Source organism: Brevibacillus borstelensis, from assembly GCF_003710865.1.
In the GTDB taxonomy this organism is placed as follows: domain Bacteria; phylum Bacillota; class Bacilli; order Brevibacillales; family Brevibacillaceae; genus Brevibacillus; species Brevibacillus borstelensis.
Genome location: NZ_RHHO01000071.1, coordinates 1 through 19,689 on the forward strand (window position 1 = coordinate 1; position 19,689 = coordinate 19,689).

Annotated in this window: 4 protein-coding genes; all 4 read left to right on the plus strand. The window is 51.0% G+C overall.

Features of this window, described 5'->3' with window-relative positions:
• Window positions 1-1,315: SagB/ThcOx family dehydrogenase (locus tag EDM54_RS25295; protein ID WP_122959053.1), on the plus strand; the 1,315-nt coding region annotated here is incomplete at its 5' end.
• 116 nt (window positions 1,316-1,431) lie between these two features.
• Entirely contained in the window at window positions 1,432-6,021 is a 4,590-nt protein-coding gene (locus EDM54_RS25300; protein ID WP_122959054.1) for a type I polyketide synthase, read from the plus strand.
• Window positions 6,018-7,262: an LLM class flavin-dependent oxidoreductase gene (locus tag EDM54_RS25305; RefSeq protein WP_202960933.1), complete on the plus strand. Its 1,245-nt coding sequence runs from the start codon at window positions 6,018-6,020 to the stop codon at window positions 7,260-7,262. Before EDM54_RS25300 ends, EDM54_RS25305 begins: the two co-directional genes overlap by 4 nt.
• 17 nt (window positions 7,263-7,279) lie before the next feature.
• On the plus strand, window positions 7,280-19,689 hold a 12,410-nt coding region (locus tag EDM54_RS25310), incomplete at its 3' end, for a non-ribosomal peptide synthase/polyketide synthase (protein WP_122959055.1).

Genomic DNA, 19,689 nt, shown 5'->3' on the forward strand with positions numbered 1-19,689 from the left:
TGCGGTACGAAACGTTGTCGTTAAAGAGATCAACAACGCACAAGGACAGAAAAGGCTTGTCGCCTATGTGGTTCCGAACAAGGAAGCGGTTGCAAATCTTGAGACCGGTGCTGACCGGGATCTGGCTAAGCGTGAGGAGATTAAATTGCAGCAACTAGGCCTACGTACGTTCGCATCGGATGTAAAGCGGATCTCACTTGGCGGTGGGCTGATCGATGAAGAGAGATTCCGTACCCGAGTAAGTCATCGCAAGTTCGACTCCGCCCCGGTGACGCTTGAACAATTAAGTGCATCTCTTGGCTGCTTACGCCAAGCGACAATTCAGGGCAAACCGAAATACCTTTACGCTTCGGCAGGTACGCTCTATCCGGTGCAGACCTATTTGTCCGTCACTGAAGGGCGTGTGCAGGGGCTCACTGGGGGAACCTACTACTACGATCCGGTTGATCATTCCCTAGTACTTCTGAACGCAAACGCGGTTATCGATGTGAACGTTCATGCACCAGCCAACCGTGGATGGTTGAAAGATGCGGCCTTCACCGTATACTTCATTGGTCGAATGAAGGCAATTGAGCCACTCTACGGACGTTTGGCGCGAGATTTCTCGCTGCTGGAAGCGGGACTGATGACGCAATTGATGGAAGACACGGCACGTCAGCATAACATCGGCTTCTGTCAGATTGGCCAGTTCGACTTTGACCAAGTCCGTGAGCTTTTCGATCTGGAGGAGTCCCACGTTCTCCTGCACAGCATGGCTGGAGGGATCACTGCTAAAGAACAAGAGCAGGGTGTTACCCTCAGTGACATGAAGACCAATCAACTGACTGCGGAGCTGAGAGGTTTTCTTGAGAAGAAACTGCCAGGGTACATGATTCCAACTTTCTTCCTGTACCTTGAAGTTCTTCCGCTTACCGCAAATGGCAAGGTCGATATAAAGGCTCTTCCAGAACCAGACGATCTAGATGGTCATAACAAACATGTTGGCTATGTCCCCCCGGAGTCGGAGCTTGAGAAGCAAATCGCAGTAATACTTCAGCAAGAGCTCGGTCTGGAGAGGGTAGGGATCCACGACAACTTTTTCGATCTTGGGGCCAATTCCTTGACAATGGTGAGGACTCACCGTCGTCTGCAGACCCTGATCGGGAGTACCTTCCCGCTAGTTCACTTGTTTAGACATCCGTCGATTCATCTCTTGGCTGAGTCTATTACAAAGATGAAATACGACATTTCGTCCATGATTGATGATGCTGAAACCCAAGAGAGGGCCAAGAAGCGTCGTGAATCCAGAGGACGTGGGGGTAGGCGTCGAGAATAGTTCAATGCACTTCCAAGAGACAGAAATATTACTTTGATTTTCAGATTCGCCCCACAGACGTGTCTTCATTGCGGATGTAGGGTTTTTTTACCCAGAGGGGAGAAAGGGGAAGAAAGATGAGTCACCGCGACGTTGGCATCGTGGACGATTTGGAAATCGCGATTATTGGGATGTCGGGACGGTTTCCGGGAGCAAAAAATATCGATCAGTTTTGGGATAATCTCAAGAACAGTGTAGAATCGATAACCTTTTTTACCGACGACGAGCTTCTGAATGCAGGGGTGGCGAAGGAACTTTTGTCGAATCCTAAGTTTGTAAAAGCAGGTGCGCTTTTGGGGGATGTTGATCGATTTGACGCATCCTTTTTCGGATTCTCCCCACGTGAAGCAGAGATACTCGATCCGCAGCAACGAATTTTACTCGAAGGCGCTTGGGAGGCTTTGGAGAATGCGGGGTATGATCCCGAAACGTATCAAGGTCTGATTGGAGTCTATGTAGGAGCTGGTCTCAACACTTACATGCTGAATCTTCTGGGCGACCGGCAGGTTCTGGAGTCGAACAGTAGCCTGCAGCTAGCTTTGGCCAACGACAAAGATTATCTGGCCACCCGCATTTCCTACAAACTAAATCTCAAAGGATCAAGCATCACTGTACAGACGGCGTGTTCCACGTCGCTGGTGGCTGTTCACATGGCCTGCCAAAGTTTGCTGAACTACGATACGGACATTGCTCTTGCCGGTGGCGTCTCCGTTCGTGTCCCGCACCGTGGTGGTTATCTTTACGATGAAGGCAGCATTCTCTCGCCCGATGGTCATTGCCGTGCGTTTGATGAGAAAGCCAATGGAACGGTCTTTGGCAACGGCATGGGGTTGGTAGTGTTGAAGCGCTTAAAGCACGCGCTGGAGGATGGGGACTACATTCATGCGGTTATAAAAGGATCCGCCATTAACAATGATGGTTCCGTAAAAGTTGGTTTCACGGCCCCCAGTGTAGAAGGTCAGGCCAAGGTGATTGCCGATGCTCTAAGTGTCGCCGGTATCGACAAGGAGTCGATTAGCTATATTGAAACTCACGGTACAGGAACTGCCCTCGGCGACCCTATCGAGATCGAGGCACTCCAGGAAGTGTTCGGCCGTACTGCGGGTATAATCAAAATAGGCTCTGTGAAAACAAACATCGGTCACCTCGACACGGCCGCTGGTGTCACTGGCTTAATCAAGACAGTGATGGCTCTAAAGCACAAACAGATTCCGGCCTCGCTGAACTTCCAGAAACCAAATCCGCAGATCCAATTCTCAAACACTCCGTTCGAAGTTAACACTCGTCTGATTCCGTGGGAACCGAAGGCTGGGGTTCGCCGAGCAGGTGTTTCTTCTTTTGGCATGGGGGGGACTAACGCTCACGTAATCGTAGAGGAAGCTCCAGTGCGTTCATCTGAACCTTCCAAGCGCCCGTATCAGTTGATATTACTCTCGGCCAAGACGGGTTCGGCGCTCGGTGAAGCTACGGACAACCTAGTTCGGCACTTGAAAACGAGCCCGGTTATCAACCTTGCTGACGTAGCGTATACTACGGCGGTCGGCCGCCGTTCGTTCACGCACCGCCGCTTCGTAGTGGCACGCGATGCTGTTCATACGGCCGAGATGCTGGAGGCGCTCGAGCCCCTCCATGTTCAGGATGGTATGGTTGAACGGAGGAATCGTCCGGTCGTATTCATGTTTTCAGGACAGGGTTCGCAGTATGTAAACATGGCAAAAGAACTCTATGAATCGGAACCAGTCTTCCGTGAGGTGGTGGATTATTGCAGTGAATACTTGAAACCATTGCTAGACTTTGACTTACGGGATGTGTTGTATCCACACCCAGGTCAGGAACAAGAATCGACCCACCGTCTAACAGAGACGGTGATTGCCCAGCCGGCCCTGTTTGTCACCGAGTACGCGCTGGCGAAGCTCTTCCGGGAATGGGGCATTGAGCCGAGTGCCATGATCGGGCATAGTGTTGGCGAGTTTGTGGCTGCCTGTTTGGCGGGCGTGTTCTCGTTGGAGGACGGCCTTACCCTGATTACGACGCGGGGTCGCTTGATGCAGAAAATGGAGTCCGGTTCAATGTTAGTGGTCGGTCTTTCAGAAACGGAACTAACCGTTGAACTGGAAGGATCTGGGGTGGATATCGCCGCTGTCAACGGATCGCAGCTTTGTGTAGTGTCCGGATCGACCGAAGCCGTAGAAGCGTTGGCCACTCGTCTTACAGCACAAGGCCGTTACGTCTCACGACTTCACACGTCGCACGCTTTCCACTCTTCAATGATGGATGCAATCTTAGAAGAGTTCGCTTCTGAGGTAGGCAAAATCCAGTTGAACAAGCCAGACATTCCATATATTTCCAATGTGACCGGCACATGGATTACTGAGGAGCAGGCCATTGATCCGCTGTATTATGCGAAGCACCTCCGAACCACCGTGCGTTTTGGGGATGGTCTCCAAGTTCTGCTTCGAAGCGGAGATTACGTCCTGCTTGAAATAGGACCCGGGGAGACACTAACAAAGATCGCAAAACGATCAGCCGAACGGGGACGTATCATCCTTTCAACCCTTCGTCCGCCAACTGCCAATGTATCTGATTACCAGTACTTGTTCAAGGCAGTTGGTAGCTTGTGGGTTGCCGGTACGTCTATCTCCTGGAAAGGGTTCTATGGACACGAGAAGCGCCACCGTGTTCCCTTGCCAACGTATCCATTCGAGCGCCAGCGTTATTGGATTGATGTCAATCCGAATAACGAGTACGTGAAGGTGGAGAAAGGCAAAAAAGCCAACATTAAAGATTGGTTTTACCGTCCAGTATGGAAGCGGGCACTGCCATTAAAAGTAACAACGAGGACTGATTTGAAACTCTTCCTTCTGTTCGGTGACGAGCGTCACGTCACCAGACTCCTAGCCGAGCGCTTAACGGGGGACGGATACCGGGTCCTGACCGTCATTCCGGGGGAGGAGTTCGCGCAAATAGATGAATGCACGTATGTGATGAACCCGAAGAGTTACAACCACTACTATCGTCTGATCAAATATTTGTCAGAGCAGGGGCAGCTTCCCGAGGCTATTGTGCACATGTGGACATTCATGGTGCCTCCAGAAATAGACAGCCTAGGAGTCGGGCAGGAGTTGGGGTTTAACAGCCTGCTATACCTCGCTCAGGCAATCGGCAATGCGGGCATTTCCGATAATATCGAAATCTCCATCCTGACTGATGCACTCTTTGACATCACAGGCTCTGAGCGTCTTGTACCGGAGAAAGCACTTCTGATCGGACCGGCCAAGGTCATTCATCAGGAAATCCGTAACCTGAAGTGCCGTGTACTTGATATGGAAATACCAGACAACATAAGTGACGGATCGGAGGAGCGATGGATTCAAAACCTGGTGACCGAATTGACCGTTCCAATCAATGACCGGGTGGTCGCTTACCGTGGAACGAACCGTTGGCTGCAATCCTTCGAACCGTTTCCGATGGACGGAAATGATGGGGATCTGCCATTACGTAAAAAAGGTACTTATCTGATCACGGGCGGTTTGGGAGGTATCGGCCTCTTGTTCGCCGAGTATCTAGCACGCACAGTTCAGGCCAACTTAGTACTTCTCAGTCGAAGCGGTTTGCCGCCCCGGGAGACATGGCATGCGTTGTTAAACGAGCCAAATGTTGATGAAGACCTGACAAAGAAGATTCAGTCAGTGCTTGCGTTGGAAGAGCTGGGGTCAGAGGTGCAGGTGGTCACAGCCAACGTGACCGACCGAGTCACCCTCAAGCGAGCCCTTGAGCAGGTGGAGCAGCGCTTCGGGAAGGTGAACGGTGTTTTCCATGCCGCAGGTGTGCCGGGCAGAGGCCTTTTGGCGCTGAAAACGCCGGAAGTCGCCCAAGGGGTGCTGGCTCCGAAGGTAAACGGCACCCTCTTATTAAACGAACTGCTCGATATGAGGAACCTTGACTTCTTCATCCTCTTCTCGTCGATCCTTTCGATCACAGGCGGTCTAGGCCAGGTTGACTATACGGCGGCCAATGCGTTCCTTGATGCGTTCGCACACATGAGCCATGCCCGCCACGGTATGCCGGTTATGGCGATAGACTGGGATTCATGGCAGATTGATTCATGGCAAGAAGCAGCGATGGCGTCGATGCCGGAGATTCAGGCGCAGATCAAGGAGTTGCGCAATCGGTATGGCATCAAGGGAGAAGAAGGCGTCAAGGTGATGGAGATCGCATTGCGTAATTTGATGCCGCAAGTGGTTGTATCGACAAAAGACCTGGCAACGACTATTGATAAGCATGCTTTCTACACCGAGATTGCTATCGACAAGGAGAGCAGTTCTAACCGAGTTTATTCCCGCCAACTGGAAGAAAGCACCTATGTCGCGCCACGAAATGAGGTGGAGGAGACCGTAGCGTCGATCTGGCAGGAGGTACTGGGCATCGAGAAGATCGGGGTGAAAGACAATTTCATCGACCTAGGTGGACACTCCCTCTTGGCCGCACAGTTGATCTCCCGTATGCGGGAAGCGTTTCAAGTTGATCTGCCGCTACAGGCACTGTTCGATCGACCCACTGTGGAACAGATGTCGGAATTGATCTTTGAACTGATACTTAATCAAGTGGAGGCCCTGTCGGACGAAGAAATCGCTGCCATACTGCAGGACGAGGGGGCGGTTGGATGAATGACTTGACTTCCCGTATGTCCACTCTGACGCCAGAACAGCGACGATTGCTGGAAAAACGTATCAAAGGCAGGGAACTTGAGCCGGTTGTGCATTCCAAACGTGCAACGGAGATTATTAAAGGGAAACAAGAAGGGGCTCGAACCGATGGGGACAGAGCGTTTCTCACCGAACAGGAAGCAGCGTTGAGACCGATGGAATTTAGTATTTTCTTCTTCGCAGACGACGCTAGCAGCGACGCGAACAACCGGTACCACCTGTTGATGGAGTGTGCCAAGTATGCCGATACCCAAGGATTTACTGCCGTATGGACCCCCGAACGCCATTTTCATGCGTTCGGAGGTCTGTACCCGAACCCAGCTGTATTGGGCGCGGCCCTGTCAATGGCCACAAAAAATCTGGAAATACGAGCTGGCAGCGTGGTCCTTCCTTTGCACAATCCGATCCGAGTGGTTGAAGATTGGTCAGTTGTTGACAACCTCTCCAATGGACGAGTAGGCATCGCACTAGCTTCTGGATGGCATCCTGACGACTTCGCCTTGATTCCGGAAAACTACCCGGATCGAAAGAAAGTCATGTACCGCCATTTGGAAACGATCAAGAAGCTATGGGCTGGTGAATCTTTGAATATACAAGGGGGAGGAGGCAATGAGATCTCGATAAAGACGTTTCCGCGCCCGGTGCGGAAGGAGCTCCCAATTTGGCTTAGTTCGTCAGGAAATATAGAAACCTTCATTAAGGCTGGTGAAAACGGTCTGAACATTCTTACCTCTCTCATCAATCAGACACCGGAAGAACTAGGCGATAAAATTCGAGTTTATCGCAAGACCCTTGAAGAGAACGGCTTTGACCCAGACTCTCGAAAGGTCTCCTTGATGATTCATACATTTATTGGCACAGACTTCGAATTTGTCAATCAAAAGGTTAAGCAGCCAATCTTCAACTATCTTCGCACCAATTTAGATCTTCATGTCAGCATGGCGAGGGGCAGATCAATTCAAATTGACGTCGACCGCTTTACCAGGCAAGATGAGGATTCGATTCTCAGCTTTGCATTTGAGCGTTATATCAACCATTCATCCTTGCTTGGAACACTGGAAGCATGCGAAAAGATGGTCACCCGTCTCAAATGTATCGGCATAAATGAATGCGCTTGCCTGCTGGACTTCGGCCTCGATGTCGACAGCGTACTAAAAAGTTTGGAATTGGTGAGCGAACTTAGAAGGATCTGCAACCGGTAAGGAGGTTCTATCCGAATATGAATGAGCGTTCTAGTCGGATTTCAACGCTTTCTGATGAACAAAGAAAGCTTCTTGCTTTGCGGTTGCATGGCAAGAGAACCGGACAGTCAATATCGACAGCCATTATTCCACGAAGAGCGGGACAAAACGTATATCTCCCGCTATCGTATGCTCAACAGAGATTGTGGTTTTTGAACGAACTAGAGCCGGAGTCTAGCTGGTATAACACTTTTGCCGCGTTGCGGCTGACGGGCCCAATTCAGAGCGAGGCGATGGAAAAAAGCTTCAACGCGATCGTCGAGCGCCATGAAATACTGCGCTCGAGCTATAGGATCGTCGACGGACAGCCGGTGCAGAAAATAGAACCACGTGTCTATGTGCATTTACCAGTCATAGACTTGCAGATGTTGCCGGTAGAGAAGCGTTTGCAGGAAGCCATCCGCTTATCGGAAGAGGATGTGAAGAAACCGTTTGATCTCTCGAAGGGGCCACTGATTCGAGTTTCATTGATCAGGCTTAATCCCGAGGATCATCTTCTACTTTTGAACATGCATCACATTGTTTCAGACGGTTGGTCTGTCGGAGTGTTGGTTCGAGAGATGACCGCCTTGTACGAATCATTCTGCACGGGGCGGCCGTCACCTCTACCGGAGCTGCCAATTCAGTATCCTGATTTCGCCATATGGCAACGAGAACAGTTTCAAGGAACTGAATTGGGAAAACAGATTGCATACTGGAAGGAGCGCCTTAGCGGGGAACTTCCTGTGCTAGAGATCCCAACGGATAGACCCCGCCCTAAGATGCAGACGTTCAATGGAGCCCGTTACTGGATGCCATTGGATGAACGGTTGATGGAGAACCTCAAGCGGCTGAGCCGGAAGGAGAACGTGACTTTGTTCATGACGTTTCTGGCAGCTTACAAGCTGCTTCTTAGCCGCTACACAGGGCTTGAGGACATACTCGTTGGCTCTCCCGTTGCTAACCGGCCACGCGTCGAGACCGAGGGGCTAATCGGAGTCTTCGTAAACACACTTGTTCTCCGTACCGACTTGACAGGCAATCCAACATTCCGCGAGTTTCTTCAGCGTGTGCGTCTTACTGCGCTAGGTGCCTATGAGCATCAGGATCTTCCGTTTGAGAAATTGGTCGAAGTACTACAGCCTAATCGCAATTTGAGCCACTCTCCTTTTTTCCAGACCATGTTTATCCTGAACGAACCACATGCGCAGACCAAGTCAAACAATCTGACTGATTTGACAGTGGAAAAATTGGGATTGCGAATTACTCCCATCGAGATCGACAACAAGACCGCTAAGTTTGATTTGACAATAAACGTGGACCAGCGACCGGATGGCTGGCTTTGCATGGTTGAATACAACACCGACCTGTTTGACCAGCAGACGATCCAACGACTTGTCCACCAGTACCGTTATCTCCTTGAACAAATCGTCCATGAACCCGACAAGAAGCTGTCCGAGTACAGCCTCTTGACGAAAGAAGAAGCGGTGCAATTAGAAGCGTGGAGGAACACGGAAACGGACGACGACCTTTCTGTGTGCTTACCCGAGTTGTTCGCGGCACATGTAGAAAAAGCTCCACACGAATTAAAGGTAGTCGGACGAGATGGTTCTCTTACCATGCGCGAGCTGGACAAGCGGGCGAATCAGGTGGCTCATTATCTCAAGCAACACGGAGTTGGCCCTGGTGTGTTAGTGGGGCTCTGCATAAATCGCTCACTCGACATGGTAGTTGGGCTTCTCGGTATTTTAAAAGCGGGCGGTGCTTTTGTACCAATCGATCCAAGTTATCCGATTGACCGAATCGCCTACATGGTGGAACAGTCGGGCATGCCCATCGTCTTGACCGAACAACTGCTAATTCAAGGCCTTTCTGCATTACAGGTGAAATTGATTTGTGTAGATGCAGAGGCAGAGACGATCGCTTCTTTTAGCAGCGATGCCCCAACATTTCAAGCAACCAAGGACGATCCTGTCTATGTTATTTACACTTCCGGCTCGACTGGTAAGCCCAAAGGAGTGCAGATCAAGCATGAATCCCTGACGAATGTCCTTTTGTCCATGAAGCGATTACACTCACCGTCGAAGGAGGACAGACTGCTGGCTGTCACTACCATTTCTTTCGACATTTCGATCATTGAGATTTTTCTGCCGCTGATCACTGACATGCTACTCGTGATTGCGACTAAAGAAGAGGCTTCAGACGGTCAAGCGCTCATAGACCTTCTCAACCGACATCAGATCACCATCCTGCAAGCGACCCCGTCCACGTTCCGGATGCTTCTGGAAGCTGGCTGGAGTAACAAGAACTTGCGAAAGGTGGTGATCGGAGGTGAGGCCTTACCTCGTGATCTGGCGACTTCACTGCTCAGACAAGGGGTGGAAGTATGGAACCAATACGGCCCAACAGAAACCACTATCTGGGTGACATGTGATCGAGTAGAAAATTCTGATCGCATTACCATTGGACGTCCCATTCAAAACACAGAAACGTATGTACTGGACGCTCATTTTAACCAGGTGCCGATCGGAGTACCGGGCGAGCTCTATATCGGCGGTAAAGGTCTTGCGTTGGGGTATCTGAACCGAATGGATTTAACACTAGAGAAATTTCTCCCGCATCCTTTCTCCAAAGAAGAAGGGGCGCGTCTCTATCGTACAGGCGACTTGGTTCGTTATCTGTCAGACGGCAAAATCGAATATTTAGGTCGAATAGACCAACAAGTTAAGGTGCGTGGTTTCCGAATCGAGCTTGGCGAAATTGAAGCTGTGCTGGAAACTCATCCTTATGTGAAACAGGCGGTGGCGGTCGTTCACGACGGCCATCCGGGAGATAAGCGGTTGGTGGCATACGTAACCACGAATAATAACGCCCCTGTTATCCATGACTTGTATGTCCATCTGCGAAAGACTCTCCCAGAGTACATGATCCCGTCCACGATTATGATTTTGGATGCGATTCCGTTGACACCCAATGGCAAGGTGGATCGAAAGGTACTACCTGCGCCTGAATTTAACCGCAGAAACCTGGACGTAGAGTTCGTGGCTCCACGCAACGAGCTCGAAGAGCAAGTAGCGATGGTATGGAAAGAAGTCTTGCATCAAGATGAAATTGGCATACAGGATAATTTTTTTGAGCTTGGCGGTCACTCCATCCTGATAACCCAGGTAATTGCTCGTCTAAAAAACCTCTATGAAGTGGAAATCCCTCTGCGCCATTTTTTCGCTAATCCGACGATCGAAGGTATTGCTGAGTTTATTTGCTCCCAAATTGAACGAAAAGGTCACGTGGATGCTTCCGAGGTGAAGATTGGTAGCACGTTGAAAACGGTACTGGCTTCAGTATCACAAAAGCGCCTGAGGTTTCTGGAGCAGTTTACTCCCAACAGCCAACAAAGCATCCTTACGTTCGGGATTCGGCTGTCTGGTAACTTGGAAATAGAGGCGTTCGAGCGAAGCATCCATGAACTCGTACGTCGCCACGAAAGCCTCCGGACTCGATTGGTCGAACAGGACGGCGAACTCCTTCAAGAGATTCTGGATGAAGTGGTACTGCCGTTCACGATGTACGATCTTCGGAATGAACCTACACAAGAAGAAGTTGCAAATATGCTTCTTCAACAACTACAAAGAGAGCTGGAGCCGGCGAAAGGTGTGATGCTGAAAACCATGTTGCTCCGTACGAAAGACCAGGAGCACTTGGCAATGTTTGCGGTACATCGGTTGGCGGCGGATGAAGGTTCTCTTGCGGTTATGCTTGATGAGTTGGCAACGCTCTATTCTCTTGCTTCTAAAGGTATGAACTTCTCGCTGCCTAGTCCAAGCGCTCAGTTTTCCGATTTCGTCCTGGAGCAGGTAGAGCGAATGCCGGAGATTGACCAGCAGTTTGCATATTGGGAAAACCAACTGAGTGGAGTACATTCCGTTCTGAGCTTGCCCACTGACCGCCCACGGCCGCCCATCCAGACTACCAACGGGGGAGAAGTAGTCTTTGAGATACCGTCCGATGTGTACGAAGCTCTCAAAATCCTGAGCGAACGCCAGGGTGTCGAAAGATACACGGTGCTTTTTGCCGCTTACGTGACATTGCTTCATAGGTACACAGGGCAAGAGGACATCCTGATCGGAATGAAAGCAGATTCCCGCGAGGAAAAGTGGAACCATGTAATCGGACCTATCGAGAATACGCTGGTTCTGCGCGCTAATCTGACCACGGGCCTGACAGTCTCCAACCTACTGCACAAGTGTCAAATACTAGTGGATGAAGCGCGCAAGAATAGAGAGGTGCCGTTTGAGACTATCTTAGAACGCCTGCATCTGGAACGAGACACAAGTCGTCACCCACTCTTTCAAGCTACGTTCGAACTACGTTCCGAATCTCCGAAACTCGAAGCTGAAGGCGTGAGGATGGAGCTTGTTGAACCAGTCCGACGATTTACGCATTATGACTTGACCCTCGTGCTGAAGGAACAAAAGGACGGTTGCTCTGGAAAATTTGTCTACAATGCAGACCTGTTCGACGCCTCGATGATTTCACGTATGGCGGGTCATTTCTTGACAATACTGGACTCTATCATTGAGAACCCGCTTCAAAAGATGTCCAAGTTGAAAATGCTTTCAGAAGAAGAGCTTCAAATTATTCTTGCTGAGTGGAAGCAGGAAGCCCAAACGGACGTGCTTCAAGAGGTGTGCGTTCACCATCTAATTGAAAAGCAGGCACAGATGACCCCCCATGCGGTTGCAGTAAAGTATCGAGATAAGGAACTAACATATGAAGAATTGAACGAGAGATCCTCTCGTTTGGCAAACTATCTGCGAAAGTTGGGCGTCGGTGCGAATTCGTTGGTGGGAATTAGCGTGGAACGCTCTCTAGAGATGGTGATAGGCCTGCTCGGGATCCTGAAGGCGGGAGGGGCGTATCTACCGCTTGACCCGGCTTACCCATCGGATCGCCTAGCATTTATGCTCCAAGATTCCAAGGTCGGCGTCCTGCTTACGCAGGAACGCCTTCAGGGGAAGTTGCCTACTTTTAATGGAAAGATAGTCTGTCTCGATGCAGATTGGGGCGACATTGTTCAAGAGCCGGAGCTTCCGTGTAATTCCAAAGTGGGTCCGGACGATCTGATGTACGTGATGTACACCTCCGGCTCAACCGGGACTCCGAAGGGCGTCATGATTTCACACCGGGGGGTAGTCAATCACAACCTGGCAGTCGTACGGCACTTCGATTTGAACGGAAACGATCGGGTACTCCAATTTGCTTCTATCAGCTTCGACATTGCGGTAGAGGAGATTTTTCCAACGTTGATCGTCGGAGGGACTCTAGTTCTTTGGAAGGACCTCCATGTGGCGGGAGGAGAAGAATTCCTCCATTGGATTGATAAAGTAAAAATTACGGTACTTAATTTACCAACGGCTTACTGGCACGGGTGGGTACACGATTTGGCGCTGCTCGGCAGCTCGTTACCGCCCTCTGTGAGGCTGGTTGTCGTGGGGGGAGAAAAGGCATCTGCTGAGACGTATGTTGACTGGTTGAAGCTGGCAGCACACCGAGTCAGATGGGTGAACACCTACGGTCCTACAGAGGCTACGGTAACTGCGACATTGTACGAACCGGACAAAGAGTATAAGGATGGAAACCCAATTCCTATTGGGCGCCCTCTCGACAATGTGCAGATCTACGTACTTGATACACAGATGAATCCGGTTCCTATCGGTGTGCCGGGGGAACTCTACATTGGGGGGCCAGGAGTTGCCAGAGGCTATCTGAACCGACCGGACTTAACTGATGAAAGGTTCGTGGGTAACCCGTTCGCTTCCCAGACAGGCGAGCGGCTGTTCAAAACAGGTGACATCGTTCGCTACCTGCCGGATGGTAACCTGGAGTTTGTCTGCAGAATGGACAATCAGGTCAAGATTCGCGGTTATCGTATCGAGCTGGGTGAGATCGAAGCGGTACTCGAACAGAATTCACAGGTATCCCAAGCGGTAGTCATAGTTCGGGAGGATGCGCCAGGGATCAAGCAGCTTACGGCCTACGTGGTAGCTTCCCCATCGACTACGGATGTAATCGATTTGCGCGACTTTGCCAAAAGTCGTCTACCCGAGTATATGGTTCCCACCTCTTTTGTGCTATTGGATCAACTGCCAATGACCCCGAACGGCAAGATCGATTATAAGAGGTTGCCTGAGGCAAAGAGCATGCCAGTAGATGAGGAGGCGATAGTCGCGCCACGGAATCTAATTGAAGAGATGGTCGCACAGATTTGGAAAGATGTGCTGCGCAAAGAGTGCGTCAGTATGTTTGATAATTTCTTCCATCTTGGAGGCCACTCTTTGTTGGCGGCTCAAGTAATGACGCGCTTACGCAGCCAATTTAAAGTTGAAATTTCGATGGCGCGTTTCTTCAATAACCCAACGGTGGCCGATTTGGCGACTGAAGTGGACAGGGCTTTGAAGGAACAGAAGCAGAACGGAGATCTCCCGATTATTCGAGTTTCTCGCCATGGAAAACTCCCGCTATCTTTCTCGCAGCGGAGGTTGTGGTTTTTGTGTCAGCTGGAACCGGAAAGAATGCATTACAATATCCCGATGGCAGTAAGGCTGCGCGGAAACCTGAACTTAGATGCGTTTCATCGTTCCCTCAACGAAATCGTCCGTCGGCATGAATCGCTTCGTACGGTCTTCAGAGTTGAGGACGGAGAACCTTATCAGGTGGTTCTGGAAAAGCTCGAACTACCTCTGCCCGTCATCGACCTGCGCCATATGGAACCGGAGGAACGGTCGGAGGAAGCGATGCGCCTAATCAACGTTTGGGCGCAGGAGTTGTTCAATCTGGAACAGGGTCCGTTACTAAAGGTCAATATGATCCGTCTGGATGACGAAGAATTTGTGGTGATGTTTAATATTCATCACATCGTCTCGGACGGATGGTCTACCTCCTTGATCATTCGTGAGATGTCAATCCTGTACGAAGCTTACTGCCAAGGTCGGCCCTCCCCGCTTGAGGAGTTGTCCATACAGTACGCAGACTATGCATTCTGGCAGCGCACACGTATACAAGGAGAATATCTCGAATCTCAAATGAACTACTGGAGAAAAGTACTGGGTGGGGATTTACCTGTCCTGCAGCTGCCGACCGACCGCCCCCGTCCTCCCGTTATGAGTCATCGGGGGAAGTTGATCAGTTTCAAAATCTCCAAGGAATTAAATGACAAGCTCAAGGCGTTCAGTCGGGAAAACGGGGTAACGCTTTTTATGACGTTGCTTTCTGCCTACCAATTATTGCTTTACCGATACAGCGGCCAAGAAGACATATGCGTGGGTACACCGATTGCGGTTAGGAACCGTCCGGAGATGGAAGGACTCATCGGGTTCTTTGTCAATACACTAGTCATTCGGACTGATCTCAGCGGCGAACCTACCTTCCTTGACCTTCTAGATCGGGTCCGTGAAGTCGTTTTGGGTGCGTTGGATCATCAGGAAGTTCCTTTTGAGAGCCTCGGGGAAGAGCTTCAGCCAATACGTGACATGAGCCGTACCCTGATCTTCCAAGCGATGTTTGTCCTGCACAACCTGCCGCTGATACAAGGAGCCCGACTGCCGGGATTGTCGATGGAATTGGTGGAATTCGAAACGAACTGGGCTAAATTCGATTTGACCTTGTCCCTAATTGAGCAGCAAGGTGGTCTGGAAGGAAAGCTGGAGTACAACTCAGACGTGTTCGATGCTTCCACCATGGAGCGATTCATCAGCCATTTCGAAACGTTGCTGGGCTCTATCGTCGAGAACCCGAATCAGAATATCGCGAGATTGAATCTGCTTCCAGAGAGAGAACGTAAACTTCTTCTTGAGGAATGGAAGCAGGAAGGACAAGTGAATTTGTCGGCAAATGAGTGCGTTCATCAATTGATTGAAAAGCAGGCACAGATGTCCCCACATGCAGTAGCAGTAAAGTTTCAGGATTCGGAATTGACCTACGGTGAACTTAACGAGCGTGCCGACCGTTTGGCACACCAACTGCGCAGGTTGGGTGTAAAAGCGAATACTTTGGTGGGTATAAGCGTGGAACGCTCTCCGGAGATGGTGGTGGGCATTCTGGGAATTTTGAAGGCAGGAGGTGCTTACCTTCCGCTCGACCCGTCTTACTCGTCGGAACGACTGGCTTTCATGATTCAGGATTCTAAGATAGAAATCCTACTGACCCAGAAGCGCCTGAAAAACAAGCTGCCAACTTATGAAGGTACGGTTGTCTTCCTCGACGACCATTTGGGTGATATAGCAGAAGTTCCAACGACGCCATACTCCGAAGTTGGTCTCGACGATTTGATGTATGTAATGTATACCTCGGGCTCGACGGGCACTCCTAAGGGCGTCATGATTTCGCATCGAGGGGTAATGAATCACAACATGGCGGTCATTCGTCGGTTCACTCTGAATGCAAATGACCGCGTGCTACAGTTTGCCTCGTTCAGCTTTGATATTGCAGTGGAGGAAATTTTTCCGACATTGATTGTCGGGGGCACTCTCGTGTTGTGGAAAGACCAGTTTGTCGCAAGCGGAGAAGACTTCCTTACCTGGGTCCATGAGGAAAGGATTACTGTGTTAAACCTGCCGACTGCCTACTGGCACGGCTGGGTACAAGACTTAGCACATATAGGGGCTACATTGCCACCATCGCTGAGGCTAGTCGTAGTTGGGGGTGAAAAGGCATCAACCGAGGTTTACGCTACCTGGTCCAAATTGGCAGGCAACCAAGTGCGCTGGGTGAACACTTACGGTCCTACCGAGGCTACTGTTACGGCAACTTGGTACGAAAATGATCCGAACATGAAAGGCAGACCGATACCGATCGGGCGTCCCATTGACAACGTGGAGGTCTATGTTCTCGATGCACATATGCAACCAGTAGCGGTCGGCGTACCCGGCGAACTGTACATCGGGGGTCCTGGAGTGGCCAAGGGCTACTTGTATCGTAAGGACTTAACTGAGGAGCGGTTTGTCCCTAATCCGTTTGGTTCACGGCCAGGTGAGCGACTGTACAAGACGGGTGACATTGTCCGCTACCTGTCGGACGGCAATCTGGAATACATCGGGCGGATTGACAGCCAAGTCAAAATTCGGGGGTACCGGATTGAACTTGGAGAGATCGAAGTGGTACTCGAACAACATCCGTACATCACCCAAGCTGTGGTCATGGTAAGGGAGGACGAGCCTGGAGTTAAGCGTCTTACGGCATACATCGTCGCTGATTCTTCGGCGGTCAATACTACTGACCTACGACTTTTTCTGAAGGCCCGCCTACCGGAGTACATGATTCCTGCCGATTTCGTACTGTTGGAAGAATTGCCGCTGACTCCGAACGGAAAGGTGGACCATAAAGTCTTGCCAAAGCCGGAGGGTTTAACTTTTGATACGGAGACATTCGTCGCCCCAAGGAATCTATTCGAAGAGATGGTCGCACAGATTTGGAGCGATGTGCTGAAAGTAAAACAGGTCGGTGCCTTTGATGACTTCTTCCATCTTGGGGGTCATTCACTCTTGGCTACCCAAGTGATATCGCGAGCCAATGAAACCTTCCGGATATCGATACCGCTTCGTACCATATTTGAGTATCCGAAGCTTTCCGATTGGGCTGCCCAAATTCAGAAACTTCAAAGTATAGAGCAACTACCGCCGATTGAGAAGGCTGACCGAAATCAACCACTGAGGCTCTCGTTCGCCCAACAGCGTCTTTGGGTCTTGGATCAACTGCTGTATAACACCCCGCTGTATACCATGTCGTTTGCCGTTCGTGTTCAAGGCAGCTTAGATGTAGAGGCGTTAGAGAAGTGTCTAAATGAGATCGTAAGACGACAAGAAGTACTGCGAACGATATTCGCCAAGTATGAAGGAGAAGCTATTCAACAGATACAAGAACCGAGGTACATGCCGCTTCCTCTTTTCAACCTGACCACTCAGGACAAGAATACAGCCGAAGAGGAGTTGATGCGGTTAATACAGGAAGAATTGGAGCGTCCCTTCGATCTGACAAAAGGTCCTCTCATCCGATTCTCGCTGGTTGCTCTTGGCGAACAAGAACACGTTCTGCTATTGACCATGCACCACATCGTATCGGACGGCTGGTCGCTCGGCATCCTCATGAAGGAACTGACCGAACTGTACAAGGCATATACATGCGGAACGGAACCGAACTTGCCGGAGCTGCAGATTCAATATGCGGATTACGCTCTTCATCAACGAAACTGGTTACAGGGTGAGGTTCTCGAGCGCCAGCTGGCCTATTGGAAAAAACAGTTGAGCGGAAGTCCCCCTGTGCTACAGCTGCCGACCGACAAACCACGGCCGCCAGTGCAGTCCTATCGTGGGGCGTGTGAGGTCTTTAAGATTCCAAATAAACTGACGACCGAATTAAAAGCGCTCGGTCATCGTCATGGTGCGACCTTGTTCATGACGCTTCTCGCGGCGTTCCAAGCGCTCTTGTGCCGCTACACCGGGCAGGAAGACATCCCTGTCGGAACACCGGTGGCCGGGCGTTCCCGTCAGGAGACGGAGGGACTGATCGGCTTCTTTGTTAACACGTTGGTACTGCGTACCGATCTGAGCGGAAATCCGACCTTCGTGGAACTGATGCGGCGTGTCAGGGAAGTGGCACTCGGTGCTTACATGCACCAAGACGTTCCGTTCGAGTTGTTGGTGGAACAGATGGTGACAGAGCGTAGCATGAGCCACTCGCCACTCTTCCAGGTGATGTTTGCTTTGCAGAACACACCGACGACAAAGTGGGAAATCCCGAACCTGGAACTGAGCCCGGTTGGCTTCAAGACCAAGACGTCGAAGTTTGATCTGACACTTGACATCTCGGAAACAGATGAAGGGCTGCTGTGCTGGTTCGAATACAGTACCGATCTGTTCGAAGCCGAAACGATTCGTCGAATGGCACGTCATTTTCACAACTTCTTGGAGGAGGTAGTCAAGGAACCCGAACAACCGATCCGGGAAGTGAACATCCTCGATCAGGAGGAACGGGACCAACTCTTGCATGAATGGAATCGAACAGAGATGCCTTATGGTGTGGACGAGACGATGATCACACAGTTTGAACGGCAGGCGGCTTGCCAGCCTGACGCTGTGGCGGTGATCTTTGAAGACCAGTCCTTGACCTATGGGGAACTCAACGCTAAGGCTAACCAGTTGGCCCGCTATCTCCAAGCAAAGGGAGTTGGCAGGGAAACCCTGGTTGGCATCAAAGTGGAGCGTAGTCTGGACATGATCGTGGGCTTGCTCGGCATTCTCAAAGCAGGAGGGGCATATCTACCGCTGGATCCAAACTATCCCAGCGAACGAGTGGCGTACATCTTGGAAGATGCACAGGCACCGTTCCTGCTTACACAGGCACATCTTCTTGACCGCTTGCCAAAGAGCCAGAGTGAAGCGATCTGCCTGGACACTGACTGGGACGCAATTGGAAAGCATTCGATCGAGAATCTGCCGACTACCGCTGGTCCCGAGGATCTGGCCTACGTCATCTACACGTCCGGTTCTACTGGCCACCCGAAAGGGGTGGCGATTCGCCACCGCAACGCGGTCGCGTTGATCGCTTGGTCGCTAAGCGAGTTCAGTCGCGAACAACTCAAGGGTGTGTTGGCCTCCACCTCATTGTGCTTTGATTTGTCTGTGTTCGAGATATTCGTCACCCTTTCGGCGGGCGGCAGCGTCATTCTGGTGGAGAACGCCTTGCATCTCCCGTATTTGCCGGCGCGGAACCTGGTCACACTGGTCAACACCGTGCCGTCGGCGATTCAGGAACTGCTGGCCATGAACGGAATTCCAGAGAGCGTACGGACCGTGAATCTGGCAGGGGAACCGCTTCGACGTCATTTGGTTGATCAACTGTACGAACTGGGGCACGTCGACAAGGTGTACAACCTGTATGGTCCGTCAGAGGACACTACCTACTCGACCTATGCGTTAGTGCCGCGCGACAGCGACCGTAGCCCGACGATTGGCCGACCGATTGCTAACACGCAACTCTATGTGCTGGATGGCTATATGCAACCAGTACCGATTGGCGTGACGGGGGAACTGTACATCGGCGGTGACGGTTTGGCACGTAAATATTTGAACCGACCGGAGTTGACAGCCGAGAAATTTGTGCCGAATCCGTTCACGAATGGGCAAGACCGGCTCTATCGGACGGGGGATCTGGTTCGTTATCTTCCGAACGCGGAGCTTGAGTATCTCGGTCGCCTCGACCATCAGGTCAAAATTCGCGGATTTAGAATCGAACTGGGGGAGATTGAGACATGTCTGGTGACGGTCCCCAGTGTAAGGGAAGCGGTGGTTCACGTCCGCGAGGATGTGCCAGGTGACAAGCGCCTCGTCGCATACGTGGTTCCTGCGGCTGAAAA

Bases quoted from the DNA above. Each gene is read 5' to 3' on its own strand.
- EDM54_RS25300 (WP_122959054.1), top strand. From the start codon at position 1,432: ATGAGTCACCGCGACGTTGGCATCGTGGACGATTTGGAAATCGCGATT.
- EDM54_RS25305 (WP_202960933.1), top strand. From the start codon at position 6,018: ATGAATGACTTGACTTCCCGTATGTCCACTCTGACGCCAGAACAGCGA.